At 65.5% G+C, this 14,627-nt stretch carries 13 protein-coding genes and 3 pseudogenes; 9 read left to right on the top strand and 7 right to left on the bottom strand.

The annotated features are described in order from the left end of the window. A pseudogene (locus tag ACQR3U_RS20170) lies at positions 1 to 843 on the bottom strand (sugar transferase); the annotation flags it as partial. Between the two features lie 495 nt (positions 844 to 1,338). Between ACQR3U_RS20170 and ACQR3U_RS20175 the strand changes: the two are divergent. After that, positions 1,339 to 1,521: pseudogene (locus ACQR3U_RS20175) on the top strand (MFS transporter); the annotation flags it as partial. Here ACQR3U_RS20175 and ACQR3U_RS20180 read toward each other — a convergent pair. Together ACQR3U_RS20180 and ACQR3U_RS20185 are read right to left on the bottom strand one after the other, a co-directional pair. After that, positions 1,515 to 2,945, bottom strand: coding sequence for a sensor histidine kinase (locus ACQR3U_RS20180; protein WP_230811343.1), 1,431 nt, complete (start codon positions 2,943 to 2,945; stop codon positions 1,515 to 1,517). The pseudogene ACQR3U_RS20175 and the gene ACQR3U_RS20180 sit on opposite strands and share 7 nt — an antisense overlap. Beyond that, positions 2,942 to 3,649 (bottom strand): response regulator transcription factor, encoded by a 708-nt coding sequence (locus ACQR3U_RS20185; protein ID WP_230811342.1) that lies wholly within the window; start codon positions 3,647 to 3,649, stop codon positions 2,942 to 2,944. The genes ACQR3U_RS20180 and ACQR3U_RS20185 overlap by 4 nt, the downstream gene beginning before the upstream one ends. Positions 3,650 to 3,782: 133 nt before the next feature. Between ACQR3U_RS20185 and ACQR3U_RS20190 the strand changes: the two genes are divergently transcribed. From ACQR3U_RS20190 to ACQR3U_RS20205, 4 genes are read left to right on the top strand one after another with little or no spacing between them, the layout of a single operon-like run. After that, complete coding sequence (locus ACQR3U_RS20190; RefSeq protein WP_019290963.1) at positions 3,783 to 4,625, top strand: polyphosphate polymerase domain-containing protein; 843 nt, start codon at positions 3,783 to 3,785, stop codon at positions 4,623 to 4,625. A 28-nt stretch (positions 4,626 to 4,653) separates the two neighbouring features. After that, a complete protein-coding gene (locus ACQR3U_RS20195; RefSeq protein ID WP_006553093.1) occupies positions 4,654 to 5,331 on the top strand; it encodes a DUF4956 domain-containing protein in 678 nt (225 codons plus the stop codon). Continuing rightward, entirely contained in the window at positions 5,331 to 6,800 is a 1,470-nt protein-coding gene (locus ACQR3U_RS20200; RefSeq protein WP_230811341.1) for a CotH kinase family protein, read from the top strand. The genes ACQR3U_RS20195 and ACQR3U_RS20200 overlap by 1 nt, the downstream gene beginning before the upstream one ends. A 41-nt stretch (positions 6,801 to 6,841) precedes the next feature. Further along, the gene (locus ACQR3U_RS20205; protein WP_033096272.1) at positions 6,842 to 7,639 is read left to right on the top strand and encodes an enoyl-CoA hydratase; all 798 of its coding nucleotides are present in this window, start codon (positions 6,842 to 6,844) and stop codon (positions 7,637 to 7,639) included. Positions 7,640 to 7,888: 249 nt separating this feature from the next. Here ACQR3U_RS20205 and ACQR3U_RS20210 read toward each other — a convergent pair whose 3' ends face one another. Both ACQR3U_RS20210 and ACQR3U_RS20215 read right to left on the bottom strand, forming a co-directional pair. Continuing rightward, the gene (locus ACQR3U_RS20210) at positions 7,889 to 8,176 is read right to left on the bottom strand and encodes a hypothetical protein (protein ID WP_230811340.1); all 288 of its coding nucleotides are present in this window, start codon (positions 8,174 to 8,176) and stop codon (positions 7,889 to 7,891) included. A 44-nt stretch (positions 8,177 to 8,220) separates the two neighbouring features. Beyond that, positions 8,221 to 8,382: pseudogene (locus ACQR3U_RS20215) on the bottom strand (PaaI family thioesterase); the annotation flags it as partial. Between the two features lie 583 nt (positions 8,383 to 8,965). On the opposite strand from ACQR3U_RS20215, the gene ACQR3U_RS20220 reads away from it, so the two are divergent. The 3 genes from ACQR3U_RS20220 (at position 8,966) to ACQR3U_RS20230 (ending at position 11,263) form a co-directional block, all read left to right on the top strand. After that, positions 8,966 to 9,838 carry an alpha/beta fold hydrolase gene (locus ACQR3U_RS20220; RefSeq protein WP_219129464.1) on the top strand — a complete coding sequence of 291 codons (873 nt, stop codon included), beginning with the start codon at positions 8,966 to 8,968 and terminating at the stop codon, positions 9,836 to 9,838. A 53-nt stretch (positions 9,839 to 9,891) separates the two neighbouring features. After that, a complete protein-coding gene (locus ACQR3U_RS20225; RefSeq protein WP_033096275.1) occupies positions 9,892 to 10,653 on the top strand; it encodes a DUF899 family protein in 762 nt (253 codons plus the stop codon). A gap of 82 nt (positions 10,654 to 10,735) precedes the next feature. Next, the gene (locus tag ACQR3U_RS20230) at positions 10,736 to 11,263 is read left to right on the top strand and encodes a hypothetical protein (RefSeq protein ID WP_230811339.1); all 528 of its coding nucleotides are present in this window, start codon (positions 10,736 to 10,738) and stop codon (positions 11,261 to 11,263) included. A 22-nt stretch (positions 11,264 to 11,285) separates the two neighbouring features. Here ACQR3U_RS20230 and ACQR3U_RS20235 read toward each other — a convergent pair whose 3' ends face one another. Continuing rightward, on the bottom strand, positions 11,286 to 11,765 hold the full coding sequence (locus ACQR3U_RS20235; RefSeq protein WP_230811338.1) for a DUF6194 family protein: 480 nt from the start codon (positions 11,763 to 11,765) through the stop codon (positions 11,286 to 11,288). A 54-nt stretch (positions 11,766 to 11,819) separates the two neighbouring features. On the opposite strand from ACQR3U_RS20235, the gene ACQR3U_RS20240 reads away from it, so the two are divergent. Continuing rightward, positions 11,820 to 12,605 carry a MerR family transcriptional regulator gene (locus tag ACQR3U_RS20240; protein WP_230811337.1) on the top strand — a complete coding sequence of 262 codons (786 nt, stop codon included), beginning with the start codon at positions 11,820 to 11,822 and terminating at the stop codon, positions 12,603 to 12,605. On the opposite strand, the gene ACQR3U_RS20245 is transcribed toward ACQR3U_RS20240, so the two are convergent. Then, positions 12,526 to 14,472, bottom strand: a complete 1,947-nt coding sequence (locus ACQR3U_RS20245) for an APC family permease (protein WP_230811336.1) — start codon at positions 14,470 to 14,472, stop codon at positions 12,526 to 12,528. The two genes, ACQR3U_RS20240 and ACQR3U_RS20245, sit on opposite strands and share 80 nt — an antisense overlap. Positions 14,473 to 14,627 lie beyond the last annotated feature (155 nt).

Below are 14,627 nucleotides of genomic sequence, written 5' to 3' on the forward strand. Positions count from 1 at the left end.
CCCCGTCGCGACCACCAGATCCGTCTCGAGCGGTTCGAGCTGCCAGACCAGATCGTGCAAACCGTCGCTGCCCAGGGTTTCGGTGGCGGTGACCACCACCGTGTCCGCCCCCGACAACTCGAGCGCTTCGACGACGGAGTGCTCGTCGCCGTAGACGGTGATCTCCCGGCCGTCGACATCGATCACATCACCGGGCGCACCCGAATAACGCGGCACGCAGACACCGACAACGCAATAGCCCTCTCCGTCCTGACGGGAGAAGGTGCGGGTCATGTGCCGCACCGCCCGGGCACCGCCCACAACGAGTACCGACGTCTGGAACTCACCCCGAGCACGCTTGCGCGCGATCACTTTCCGCCACACCCACCGCGACAACAGCAGACCGGCAAGACCCACCGGCAGAGCGATAGCAAGGAAGCCACGCGCGATCTGCTGGTTGGTGATGAGCGCGATGATGGCGATGGTGCCGAACACGGCGAGCGTCGCCGAGATGACCCGCTGATACTCGTCGTAGCCGGCACCGATCACGCGACGCGACCGCGTACGGAAGACGCTCAGCGCGCCCAGCCAGGCCACGATGAGGACGGCAGATACCACCGTGTAATCGAGCTGACCGCCACCTCCGGCGCGGAGTAGATCCTCGTAGCCGAAGCGGACGGTCTGCGCCAGGATCACGGAGAGGACCACGGTGATCGCGTCCGTGAGGCACAGCCTCTTCACGTACACGTTCTGCCACTTCCACCGGTTGACACCGGTGCCGGGCGACGCGTCCGCGGGCGCACGGTCAGGTGCGCGCCGCGGAGCGTCGGACGGGTCGAGCCCTCGATCATCGACCGTCGTCATCCCGCAGTCCTCCCCATGAATGTGTCTCCTCCCCGAGACAAAACTATTTCCCGACGAATCCGGCCCCGGCGCTGGAACCGGACTCGAGCGAGCGTTACCCGAACTATCCCTGAGAAATAGCTGAGCGTTACGTGTGAATCGAAGTCTTGTCGCAGATCAGCCGGGAAATCCAGACCCTGTTCGGTAGCCGGTCATGGGATCGTGTCGTGTGTTCGGTTGAATCCCTTGGTCTTCGAGTGCATCTACCTGGTCGTAGTCCGAACGATGGGAATACGAGAAGTGATGATAATCACGTTTATGTGACGTTCTTTCCAACCCGGGACCCGATCGATTTCCCGAGATCGACGAGAGCCGGGCGCCGAATAGTGTTACTTCGAGTTTCCGAAACATCAAGCGCCCCCTGCCAGGTGGTGAGGACACCACGCGGCCCGCGCAACCCGACCGCCATGCCGATAGCCGGAGATGTGGCCGGGATAGGCTTCGGTATCGCTAGCGAGAGGCTCGTCGATCATCGCCGGGGCTCCTGCCCCGTTCATCGCGGTGTGGCTGGTCGACCGCTTCAGTGCCACCGCAGTCATCGTCTATCTGGTGATCACCATGTCGATCACCGTGATCGCCGTGGCCACCAGTCGCGAGACGAAGGGCGTCGATCTCGACAAGCTCGACGATCTCTACTGAGCACGCCTCATCGAGAAGTGGCGTGGAAGTAGGCGGGGGATGCGTACACGGAAGGTAGAGCCGACACCTTTCTCGGACTCCACCTCCACCTTCCCGCCGTGCGCCGCGACCAGCGCAGCAACGATCGACAGGCCCAGACCACTCCCACCCGACGCGCGGGTGCGGGAGGCGTCGGCGCGGTAGAAGCGTTCGAAGACGCGCTCGCGGTCGTCGGGATCGAGACCGGGGCCGGTGTCGGCGACTTCCAAGATCGCATCGGAGTCCGAGGTACCCACCCGCACTGTGACATCGGCGTCTGGTGGGGTGTGGGTCAGGGCGTTTGTGACGAGATTGCTCAACACCTGACGCAGACGGGCGTCGTCGCCGAGAACCTCGGGAGTGCCTGGGCCGTCGATGATGTCGAGGGTAACGGTCCGTTCGGGTGCGACGGCGCGCGCGTTGTGCACCGCGTCGGCGGCGACCGCGAGCAGATCCACCGGGGAACGGTCGAGCGGACGTTGTTCGTCGAGTCGCGCAAGCATCAGCAGGTCTTCGACGAGCAGACCCATACGGCGGGCCTCGCGTTCGATGCGGTCCATGAGCATGACGGTGTCGGTACTCGCGCCCTGCCGGTACAACTCGGCGAAACCGCCGATGGTGGTGAGCGGGGTGCGGAGTTCGTGGCTGGCATCGGCGACGAAGCGACGCATCTTCTCCTCCGAGCGTCGCGCCGACTCCTCGGATGCTGCGGTTGCTGCGAAGGCTGATTCGATCCTGCCGAGCATGGCGTTGAAGGTCACCGACAACCGCCCGATCTCGGTTCGGGGATCGCCCTCGGGCACCCGCTCGCTGAGGTCGCCTTCAGCGATCGCGGCGGCGGTGCGCTCGACCTCGTCGAGGGGACGCAGGCTCATCCGCACGACGACACCGCCGCCCACCGCCAGTGCGACCAGCACGACCGCACCGATCACCGTCTGCAGCAGGACGAGGCTGTCCACCGTCTCGTCGGCCTCGGCCAGGCTCATCCCGACGGTGGTCACGACACCCGACGTGTTCTCGGTGCTCATCACCCGCCAGTGCGGACCGTCGTCGCCCACGGATCCGACGGTGACGGGCCTACCGGTCGGATCCTCAGGCACATCCGGTGCGGTCGACTCGTCGTTGACGACGAACAGCACTTGTCCGTCGGCGTCGACGACCTGCACGTAGAAGGGGCTCGGTGGTCGCCGGGAGGTGGGGGCGTCCAGCGGTGGCGTCGGTGGCGGCTTGTCGGGTCGCGCCCAGGTCCGTGCGGCCTCCTCGAGGTCCCGGTCGACGCGCGACAGCAGAGAGTTCTGCAGAGCCGAGGTGACGGCAACACCCGACGCGAGCAGACCGATGCCGGCCAGGAGCACCAGGGCGGCCACCAGCGTCCAACGGAGTGGCAGCGCCCGCAGCCGGTTCATGTGCGGGGTTCCCGCATCACGTAGCCCACCCCGCGAACGGTGTGGATGAGGGGGACGTCGCCGATGTCCACCTTGCGTCGCAGATACGACACGTACGACTCGACAACCCCGACCTCACCGCCGAAGTCGTAGTTCCACACGTGCTCGAGGATGCGGGGCTTGCTCAGCACCGTCCCGGCGTTGAGCATGAAGTACCGCAGCAGCGTGAACTCGGTCGGCGACAGCGACACGGGCTTGCCGGCCTTGAACACCTCGTGGGTGTCTTCGTCGAGTTCGAGGTCGGCGAAGGTGATGCGGGAGCTGCGTTCGGTCTCGGACACCTTGCCGGCGCGGCGCAGGATCGTGCGCAGCCGGGCGATGACCTCTTCGAGGCTGAACGGTTTGGTGACGTAGTCGTCGGCGCCGAGCGTCAGGCCCGCGACCTTGTCCTCCACCGCGTCTTTCGCGGTCAGGAACAGCACGGGCGCGTCGATGCCATCGGCGCGCAGGCGACGCAGCATGCCCATGCCGTCCATGCCGGGCATCATCACGTCGAGGATCACCGCGTCGGGCCGGAAGCGACGCGCCTTGTCGAGTCCTTCGGCGCCGTTGCTCGCGGTCTCCACCTCGAAGCCCTGGAACTTCAGGCTCACGGACAGCAGTTCGACGATGCTCGGCTCGTCGTCGACGACGAGCACGCGCGCTTCGGGAATCCGGTCGGTCACGACTTCGATTGTCGCGGGTAGGGCTGGCACCGCGCTCGAGATTTCCTGGCAGGTTCCTGTGAGCTTTCCGATTGTCAGGAAGTTGCCAGGAGAACTCCACGGAACCTCGAGATCACGAGTGTGTGCTGTGGGGGTGAACAACGGCTATCAACAGACCGCGAGCAGACTGCACGCGTTCAACCGGTACGAGATCAAGTATTTCGTCGACGAGATGAAGGTGCCCGAACTACGGCGCGAGCTCGCCGCCCGGATGGACACCGATCCGTACTCCCCACACGGGGGCTATCCGGTGACGTCGCTGTACTACGACACCCCGGATCTGCGGTTCTACTGGGAGAAGATCGAAGGCTTGAAGTTCCGCCGCAAGGTACGCATGCGGCTGTACGGCGACCCGGCCGCATGCACCGACGACTCTCCCGTGCAGGTCGAGATCAAGCAGCGCGTCAACCGGGTGACCCAGAAGCGTCGCACTGCCCTCCCGTACGGCGTCGCCCTGCGATGGCTGAACGGACGCGAGGACATCGAGTGCGACGACTCGCAGCGGCCGTTCGTCGACGAGGTCTCCGGTCTCGTGGGGAATCTGGATCTGCGACCGATCGTGACCACCGGCTATCTGCGCGAGGCGTTCGTCGGACGCGACGCCGACCTCGGCCTGCGCGTGACGATCGACCACAAGGTGCACGGCCGCGACCGCGACTTCCACTTCGCGTCCGGCGCAGAGAACCGCTTCATCATCCCGCCGAAGCTGGCCGTCGTAGAGCTCAAGGCCAACGAACGGGTGCCCTACTGGGCGACCGATTTGACGGCCCGGCTGGACATGTCGGTGATCCGGGTGTCGAAGTACTGCCAGTCGGTCGAGGCGTTCGGGCTCGCACCCCGGTCCCGTTTCGGTGCACCGGAACTGGTGTCGCCGGACGGCTCCGACGCGCGGGTACCCACCGATCTTCTGTCCACCGAACCGATTCCGGCTCGCTGACCTTCCCTTCTCCGAAACAAGGACGGATATGAACTTCGATTTCCAAGATCTCAGTGGCACGTTCACGACCTTCGACATCGTGGTGTCGCTGGCGTTGTCGTTCGTGCTGTCGAGCGTCATTGCGTGGGTCTACCGCTACACGCACAAGAACGTCTCCTACAGCCAGTCCTACGTGCAGACGCTGGTGCTGGTCGGTATGGTCATCGCGCTCATCATGCTGGTGGTCGGATCGAACATCGCCCGGGCGTTCGCTCTCGTCGGCGCGCTCTCGGTGGTGCGATTCCGCAACGCCATCAAAGAAACTCGCGATGTCGGGTTCATCTTCCTGGTGATGGCCATCGGCATGACCACCGGTACCCGCTTCTACGTGCTCGCCATCGCAGCGACCGTCGCGATCTGCCTCGTACTGCTGATCATGAACAAGTTCAACTGGTTCACGCTCGATGTGCAGCGTCAGGTGGTCAAGGTGCAGGTGCCGCCGGAGCCGGCCTACACCAGCACCGTCGAGGACATTCTCATCAAGCACTGCAGTGAATACGAGTTGGTGTCCACCGAATCCGTCCGCGCCGGCGCTCTGGTGGAGCTGTACTACACGGCGCAGCTGAAGAAGGGCACGAGCTCGAACGACCTGATCGCGGCACTGAGCGCCGTCAATGCCGGCCAGCGGGTGAGCGTCCTGACCGGATACGACCAGACCGACCTGTGATGACTGCACCCACCCCGCGGCGCCGTCTGCGGCACCGGATACCGACCTCGCTGCGGCGGCACTGGAAACTGCCGGTGGCGTTCATCGCGTTCGTCGCGATCGTGGCCACGGCCTTCGGAGCGACACGCGTGCGGCCCTACATCACAGGCGACCCGACGATCATCTCCTCGGAGATCACCGAGAACGTCGCCGGCACAGTCGATCTGTTCGACACCTCCGTCACACACGAGTTGTCGCTCGAGGTCGGCGACGCCGAGTACGACGACATGATCTCCGCATACGAGAAGGACGGCGACAAGGAGTGGGTGGTCGCCGATGTGGTCATCGACGGCACCCACATCGACGACGTGGGTGTGCGCCTGAAGGGCAACTCGACGCTGCGCGGCCTGCAGGGCGAGGGTTTCGATCAGGCGCAAGGCCCGCCCGGGATGGAGGGCACGGTTCAGGCGGATCCGGAGGATCCGACCTCGTTGCCCTTGCTGATCCGTTTCGACGAGTACGTCGACGGTCGCGCGTATCAGGGCATGACAGAACTGTCGGTGCGGCCCGGCTCGCCGGTGATCAACGAGGCGATGGCGTTGTCGCTCACCGCCGAGACCGATCAACCGACCCAGCGGTACGCGTACACGGTGTACTCGGTCAACGACAGCGCCACCGCGACACGACTGGTGCTCGAGCATCCCGATGAGCAGTACGCCAACTCGCTGTTCGACTCCCCCGGCTATCTCTACAAGGCCGATGCGTCGTCGCGGTTCGAGTACGTCGGCGACGACCAGTCGGACTACGCCGACCAGTTCGAGGAGATCAATGCCGCCGACTCCGGGACGCTGCAACCCATCATCAGCTTCCTGAAGTGGATGGACTCGGCCGACGACGCAGAGTTCGACGCGCACCTCGCCGACTGGGTCGACGTCGAGTCCTTCGCTCGGTACGTCGCCACACAGAACCTGCTCGTCAACTTCGACGACATGGCCGGACCCGGTCAGAACTACTACCTCTGGTACGACCTCGACACGAAGAAGCTCTCGGTGGTCTCGTGGGATCTGAACATGGCCATGCAGGGTGATACTTCCGCCGGCCCGGACGACTCCATCTCCATGATGGGCGGCATGGGACCGGGCGGTCGCCCGCAGGGCATGGCGGGCGCCGCGCCACCGGAGGGGACGCCTCAGGCCATGCCACCTGGAATGCCTGGAGGTGAGAGTCGCGGACCAGGCGGCGGCAATACCTTGAAGACCCGTTTCCTCGACTCCGACGCCTTCACGGAGATCTACCACCGGGTGTATCAGGAGCTGTCCGAACAGATCTACGGCAACGGTCTGGCACTCGAGGTGCTCGACGCGGTGGCGGCGTCGGTGCCGACCTCCGACGGCCTCACTGCCGAGGCGCTGCAGGAGAGCGTCGACTCGATGCGCTCCTGGATCGGGGAACGTACGCAGGCACAAGTTCAGTGGATTCAGCCCCGCTGAGCGAGGTCGGATCCACCGAAGTTACGGATACTGTCGGGCCCATGACTTCCGAAGAAATCCTGCTCGTCGAGCAGCGCGATTCCGTCCGCATTCTCACCTTCAACCGCCCGGAGGCGCGGAATGCGCTGAGCTCGGCGCTCATCGATGCCCTGCGCACCGAGATCGCTGCAGCGGAGGCGGACGACGAGACGAACGTCGTGGTCCTTACCGGCACCGACCCGGCCTTCTGCGCCGGACTCGACCTGCAGGAACTCGGGGAAGGTGGAGGCAACCTGTCGCTGGTGTCCGGCGCCGACCTCCCCGTCGGTCATCCGTGGAAGCCCATCTCCAAGCCGATCATCGGCGCGGTGAACGGCGCCGCCATCACCGGTGGTCTCGAAATGGCACTCGCGTGCGACTTCCTCATCGCGTCCGAGCGCGCCCGCTTCGCCGACACCCACGCGCGAGTCGGCGTCCTGCCGGGTTGGGGACTCACCCAGCGCCTGCCCGCGGCGGTGGGTCCGGGCTTCGCGCGTCGCATGAGCCTGTCCGGCAACTTCGTGGGTGCCGAGGAGGCGCTGCGTGCGGGTCTGGTGACGCAGGTCGTCGCGCATGACGAACTGCTCGGCACGGCCGTGGAGGTCGCGCGGACGATCGCCGGCAACGACCAATCCGGTATGCGGGCGTTGCTCGCGTCGTACCGCCGGGCCGAGGAGCATGTCGTCGAACCGGCCCTACGGGTGGAGCAGCAGACCTCGGAAGAGTGGATGCGGGAGTTCTCGCCGTCGCGGGTCGCCGAGCGACGGGCTGCGGTGATCGAACGCGGAAAGTCCCAGAACGCCGTGAATCCCAAGTCCTGAAACGCCCATGATCAAAGGGCATTTCGGTCTAATCGGACACTGTTATCACAGAAATATAACAACTAGTGACGGCAGGTAACAGGCTTTGAGGCCTTCGCGAAGTATGGGACGGAAGTGAATCGATCTTGCGGATCCATTCACTTCCCGCGCCCGTTCGCGGGCGTGCCCATCCACAACAACATGGAGGTATTCCTATGCTGTTCGGATCTCTCGCACTGACCCTCGGTGGACTCCTCGCCGCCCTCGGCATCATTCTCTGACAGCCGGACCGATCGACTCCGCGCCCGCACCACCCCCTGCGTGCGGGCGCGGTTCGGTCCATTCGGACGGATCCACTTCCGGAGTCCGGAAAACTGTTTCCTCGTCACACTTTTCGGACATCTTCTTCTCGAGTTCGTCCTTCTCGCGCTGCGCGATCTCGGGGTCGACGTCCTCACCCGGGACGGGTCCGGGATCTGTAGCCGGCGCGCCCTGACCGGGATCGGCCGCGTCGATCTCGTTGGAGCCGGTGTGCTTGATCGGGAGAAACGGTTCCATGCTTGCCATGAATACGGATTCCCGACACCGATGCGCGCAAACAACTACTCCGGCAACGGAACGTTCTGCAGTCGCAGCTGACCGCGAGCGAGGACCTTGCTGGTCGTGGTGTCGGTGATGATCACCAGCCACAGTTGCTGAGTCCTCCCCTGCTGCAACGGTTCTGCCGTGACCGACGCGCGGCATCCCGTCGTCGAACGCAGGAAGTGGCTTCCTCGACGACGAAGCCGCTCGCCTCGACGAATCGGCTCGGCGACTTCTGCCCGTAGTCCTCGATCGTCGGACGAGCCTCGGTAGTTCCGGTCATCGCCCTGCTCCAGTGGGGGGACAAATACTGTGCAGATCCCGACGGCCCGTCACTGCTCATCGAACACCGCGACTGTGGCGCTTCGGTCGAAGCGGTCGTGCAATGCGCCCACGGCCACGGTCCGCTGCGGCCGAGCGAGTCGCAGACCCGGCCGGGTCCGACCGCGCGAAAACTCCCCGAGGGCACGAAAACATAACGAAGTGAATTTTCGGTCCGCGGCAGTGTTTCGCACCGAGGCGGCGGGTACTCCTCGGTCAGCGTCCCGGTGCGGACGCAGTCCGGATAACCGAACGACAGGAGGAACACATATGCACTTCGGATCTCTTGCGCTCCTCGGCGGACTGCCTGCGAAACCGGGCATCGCCCACTGAGCCAGCGCACACCGCGTCCGCATCCGTCATGGGTGCGGACGCGGTCGTATGTGCGATGAATTTCTCGGGCGGCGCGGGTCGGTATGGTCACCGACCCCAGAAGGAGCCGACATGCCCGAATTCGTCACCCACTCGATCGACGTCCCTGGCGCGACTCTCGTCTACGACGTCCGCACCGTCCCCGGCGACGCCACCCCGCTGCTGCTCGCCGGATCCCCGATGGACGCGAGCGGCTTCACGAGCCTCGCCTCCTTCTTCGACGACCGGACGGTGATCACCTACGACCCGCGCGGCACGGGCCGCGGTACGCGCACCGACACGTCGATGCAGTCCACTCCCGCTCTGCACGCCGACGACCTGCACCGGATCCTCGTCGAACTCGATCTCGGTCCCGTCGACGTCTTCGCCAGCAGCGGCGGCGCAGTCAACGCCCTCGAACTCGTCTCGCGCCACCCCGAGCAGGTGCGCACGCTGGTCGCGCACGAACCGCCGATCATGGAACTGTTGCCCGATCGCATCGGGGCCGAAGCGGTGCGCGACGACATCCGCGACACCTATCAGCGCAGCGGCCTCGGACCGGCCATGGCGAAGTTCATCGCCCTGGTCGGCTACGGAGGTGAACTGACCTCCGACTATCTCGACCGGCCCGCTCCGAGCCCGTCCGACTTCGGACTGCCCAGCGAGGACGACGGGACCCGCGACGACGTGCTGCTGGGTCAGAACTGGATGTCGTGCACGGGCTACCACCCCGATCTCGACGCTCTCGCGAACGCGTCCACGCGCATCGTCGTCGCAGGTGGTCGCGAGTCGGTACGCCAGCTGTGCGGCCGCGCCTCGGCAGCGCTCGCCGACCGGCTCGGCACAACTCCGACGCTGTTCCCCGGCGATCACGGTGGCTTCATGGGTGCCTCAGAGGGTATGCCCGGCGATCCTGAAGCTTTCGCCGCCGTGCTCCGCGACGTGCTCCAACCGAGCCGCGTGTAATCCGTCCGATCCGCTCCCGCGCGCGTCGCGGTTCCCGCTTTCCGGAGGTCACCATGACCGAACCGCATTCCGGCCGTCCACCCGTGGTCGACCTCGCGACCTGGCAGGCCGCGCGCGACGAACTCCTCGTTCGCGAGAAAGCCCACACCAAGGAAGGCGACGCCATCGCCGCGGCTCGCCGACGACTCCCGATGGTGGAGTTCGACGGAACGGTCGAGGTGGTCGGGCCCGACGGCCCGGTCCCCTTCCTCGACCTCTTCCAGGGTCGCAACGAACTCGTCGTCTACAAGCACATGTGGTACGACGGTGCACCTCCGCAAGGGCAGTGCGAGGGATGCACGACCACGGCCTGGCACGTCCGCGACGCCGTCTACCTCAATGCTCGCGGGGTGTCGCTCGCATTCGTCACCACCGGCCCGTGGGAGGAGGTGGCAGCGTTCGTCGAGTTCATGGGCTACACGCAGCCCTGGTATTCGGTGCGCGACCTCGACGAACCCGTGGGCGGAGCGATGGGTTATCTCACCTCCTACCTCCGCGACGGAGACCGGACCTTCCTCACCTACTCCACGACGGGTCGCGGCACCGAACGGGCCAACAGCTCCGCCGGCCTGCTCGACATCACCCCGTACGGACGCGGCGAGAGGTGGGAGGACAAACCCGAGGGCTGGCCGGAGGGCGACGATCCGTGCTGGTTCTGGCGCACCGACGCCGACGGCAATGCGACATGGGATGAGACGAGCCGGCCGGTGCCGCAGTGGACCCGGCCCGGCGCGACTCCCGTCGAAACCCTCGACAGGCAGGGCAGCTGGCACTGATCATCTGCGACCGGCACTGATCACACCGGCGGTTCCGCTCGCGCCTACCGTGGAACGAGGTGTTCCCGACGAAGGAGTGTGCGTGGCGGAATCGTCCGGGTCGAATCGTCCCGAGTCCGAATGGAACGGCCGGGATTGGTACGTGAACTTCGGTGAGCGCAGCCCGTCACGGAATTGGGACGACGGCCGCCGTTACGGCTTCGTCGCCGCCGGCGGTGGCCGCTGGTATTCGGATTCCTTGCAGGAGTTGCCCGTCGGTGGCCGCGTCTTCGTTTACATCCCGAAGAGCGGATACGTCGGCATCGGCGTCGTGACCGGCGCGGTGGTTCCGGCCGACGAGGCGACGCTCGTCGTCGACGGTCGCGCGGTGCCGTTCCGCAGCCTCGACCTGAAGGCGCCGTACATCCACGAGAGCGAGAGCACGGACCCGCACGAGGACCACCGCGAGTGGATCGTGCCGGTGCAGTGGACGCACACCGTCGCGCGCGAGGATGCCTTCCGCATCCCGGGCCTGTTCGCGAACCAGAACTCGGCATGCCGCCTGCGTCACCGCTTCACCGTCGACACCGTGACGTCGTTCTTCGAGAGCAATCCGGATCGGGATGGGTGAGAGCAGAAGCTTTTTCGCACGATCACTCCGTGTCGCGCAATGCGCTCCTGCGTTCGACCCGGCGCCGATCGGCCAGGTGGGCGTCGCGCAGCACTTCGAGCAGACGCGGCGTGGTCCGCTCGCCGGGTTCGACGACCGCGACCCATCCCAGTGAGCCGTAGAGCGGATGAGGGATGAAGACGTCGGCCTCGGCGAAGTCGATCGTCGAGGGGTCGACGGACCGGGGTGGGTAGCCGAGCAACTCGGTGAACAGCTGCGTCCCGGCATGTACGTTCACCCGCCATCGACCCGGCTCGTCGAGTCGCGAATCCTCGTCGTTCGGATAGTTCTTCGTCACGATCGTCGCGTAGGGCTGCCGATTGTGCGGGACCTCGCCGTCCGGGGCGTAGTAGAAGAAATGGTCGCCCCACCAAATCTCGGGGAGCCCGTTCCCCTCCTGTGGTGCGAGCTCGAGGACACCGCTGAAGCTTCTGATCTGCGCGAGGATCTGTTCCATGGTCATACTTCGAGTGTCACCTTGAAGTCCTTATGGAGGGTTCGAGCAGTGGAGCACACGATGACGACGGGGCGTCTGGCGGCAGCCACCGGATACTCCGTGCAGCAGGTGCGCGATCTCGAACGCCTCGGAGTGATTCCTCCCGCCGTACGAATGCCCAACGGCTATCGCAGATTCGGTCCCGAACACGTCACGGCCCTGCGTGCGTACCGCGCACTGGCTGTCGCGGTGGGTCCCGTCGAGGCGCGCAGTGTCATGCACGATGTGCAGGTCCTCCCCTACGACGAGGCACTCGCCCGTGTCGTCGAACTCCACAGTGGGCTCGCGCGGGCACGCGCCGAGAGTCTCACCGCGCTCCGCGCACTCGACACCATCGTCGACGAGGCCGCCCACGACACGCCTCCACTACCCGGCGACGCCATGAGCATCACCGAGCTGGCGAACGCCATCGGAGTGCGATCGTCCACCCTGAGGTTCTGGGAGAAGGAGGGAATGGTCGCGCCCGAACGGATCGACCGTAACGCTGCGCGGAGCTACTCCCCCGCCGCGGCGCGGGATGCGCGGATCGTTGCCGCACTACGCGCGGGTGGCTACCGCATCCCGGCGGTCCGGGCGGTGATGGCAGCGATCGGAACCGACAATGACACCGATACTGCTAGGGACGCACTCCACGAGCGCCTGCACACCATCGCAGTGCAGTCCGAAACGTTGCTGCGAGCCGGTGCAGACATCGCGAACCTGATCGAGAACCGGACTCCGCGCTCGTCTAACTCGAATCCGAAGAGTGCAACCGCCACGGCACACTCGTTACCATCACCCCGGGCTGGAACAGCAGACGACTCTTGAGTCGCAGCGCGCTCTGATTGTGGAGCAGATTCTCCCACCAGTGCCCCACGACGTATTCGGGGATGAAGACGGTCACCACGTCGCGCGGCGAGTTGCCACGCACCCGCCTGACGTAGTCGAGTACCGGTCGCGTGATCTCCCGGTACGGCGACTCCAGCACCTTCAACGGAATCGTGATGTCGCTGGCTTCCCATTCGCGCACGAGAGCGCGGGTGTCCTCCTCGTCGACGTCGACGGTGATCGCTTCGAGGGTGTCGGGGTGGGTGGCCGAGGCGTACGCGAGCGCGCGACGTGTCGGGTGGTGCAGCTTGGCCACGAGCACGATCGAATACGTACGACTGGGCAGCAGACCGTCCCATTTGCCGGCGTCGAGTTCGGCCGCCACACGTCGGTAGTGGTGGTTGACGGCCCGCATCGTCACGAAGACGATCACCATGGCGAGGATCGCGATCCACGCGCCGGCGAGGAATTTCGTGATGAGCACGATGATCAGGACGGTCCCCGTCATCGCCAGACCCACACCGTTGACGACGCGCGCACGCTGCATTCTCCGGCGGTGACGCGAGTCGGTTTCGGTGGCCAACAGCCGCGTCCAGTGACGAACCATTCCGGTCTGGCTCAACGTGAAGGAGACGAACACTCCGACGATGTAGAGCTGGATGAGATGGGTGACCTCGGCGTCGAACACCCATACCAGCACGATCGCTCCGAGAGCCAGGAAGACGATGCCGTTGCTGAACGCGAGCCGATCGCCCCGGGTGCGCAGCTGGGTCGGCAGGTGTTTGTCCTGCGCGAGTACCGACGCGAGAACCGGGAACCCGTTGAATGCCGTATTCGCGGCGAGGACGAGGATCAACGCGGTCACGGCGGTGACGAGGTAGAAACCGAGCGGGAAACCGGTGAAGACCGTCTCGGCGACCTGCGCGATCAGTGTCTTCTGGTGATAGTCGGCCGGTGCCCCGCTCAACTGTGTCGCGGGATCTGCGGCGACGACGACCCCCAGTCGCTCGGCGAGGACGATGATGCCCATCAGCAGCGTGATCGCGATGGCGCCCAGCAGGAGCAGGGTGGTGGCAGCGTTGTGCGATTTCGGTTTCCGGAAGGCCGGCACCCCGTTGCTGATGGCCTCCACTCCCGTCAGGGCCGCACATCCCGACGAGAACGCGCGGGCGAGGAGGAAGGCGAAGGCCAGCCCGGCCAGGTGGGATTGTTCGGCGGCGAGTTCGTAGTGCGACGACTCGGCGCGCAGAGGGACGTCGGACACGACGAGACGCACGAAGCCCCAGACGAGCATCACCCCGACACAGAACATGAAGGCGTAGGTGGGCACGGCGAAAGCTGTTCCGGCTTCGCGGAGTCCGCGCAGATTGACCGCGGTGAGGAGTGTGATCGCGGTGATGGCGAACAGCACTTTGTGGTGTTCGACGAAGGGGACGGCCGACCCGATGTTCTGGGCGGCCGACGAGATCGACACGGCGACCGTCAGCACGTAGTCGACGATCAGCGCGCTGCCCACCGTCAGGCCGGCGATCGCACCGAGGTTCTTCGTCGCCACCTCGTAGTCGCCGCCCCCCGACGGATAGGCATGCACGTTCTGCCGGTAGCTCGCGACCACTACGACGAGGACGACGGCGACCGCGAGACCGATCCACCCGGAGAATGCGTAGGCGGACAGGCCCGCCACCGACAACACGAGGAAGATCTCCTCCGGCGCATAGGCGACGGACGACAGAGCGTCGGACGCGAAGACCGGCAGGGCTATCCGTTTCGGCAACAGCGTGTGGCCGAGCGTGTCGCTTCGCAGCGGCCTTCCCAGCAGCACTCGCTTGGTGATGCTGTCACGGCCCTTGCGGATGGTTACGGCCACGACCACCGACTCCTGTCCGGCGCATACCCGCGCACGCAGAAGCGAACGGTACGCTCGTATTACGCCGCTCGCCAGAGGTGCAGACCGGGCGAATTTCACCCCGCCGATCACCCATCGGTGAGGTTGGCAGGTGACACAATCGTCGATAGCGTGGA

The organism is Rhodococcus sp. IEGM1339 (assembly GCF_050321925.1).
Lineage (GTDB): Bacteria > Actinomycetota > Actinomycetes > Mycobacteriales > Mycobacteriaceae > Rhodococcus > Rhodococcus pyridinivorans.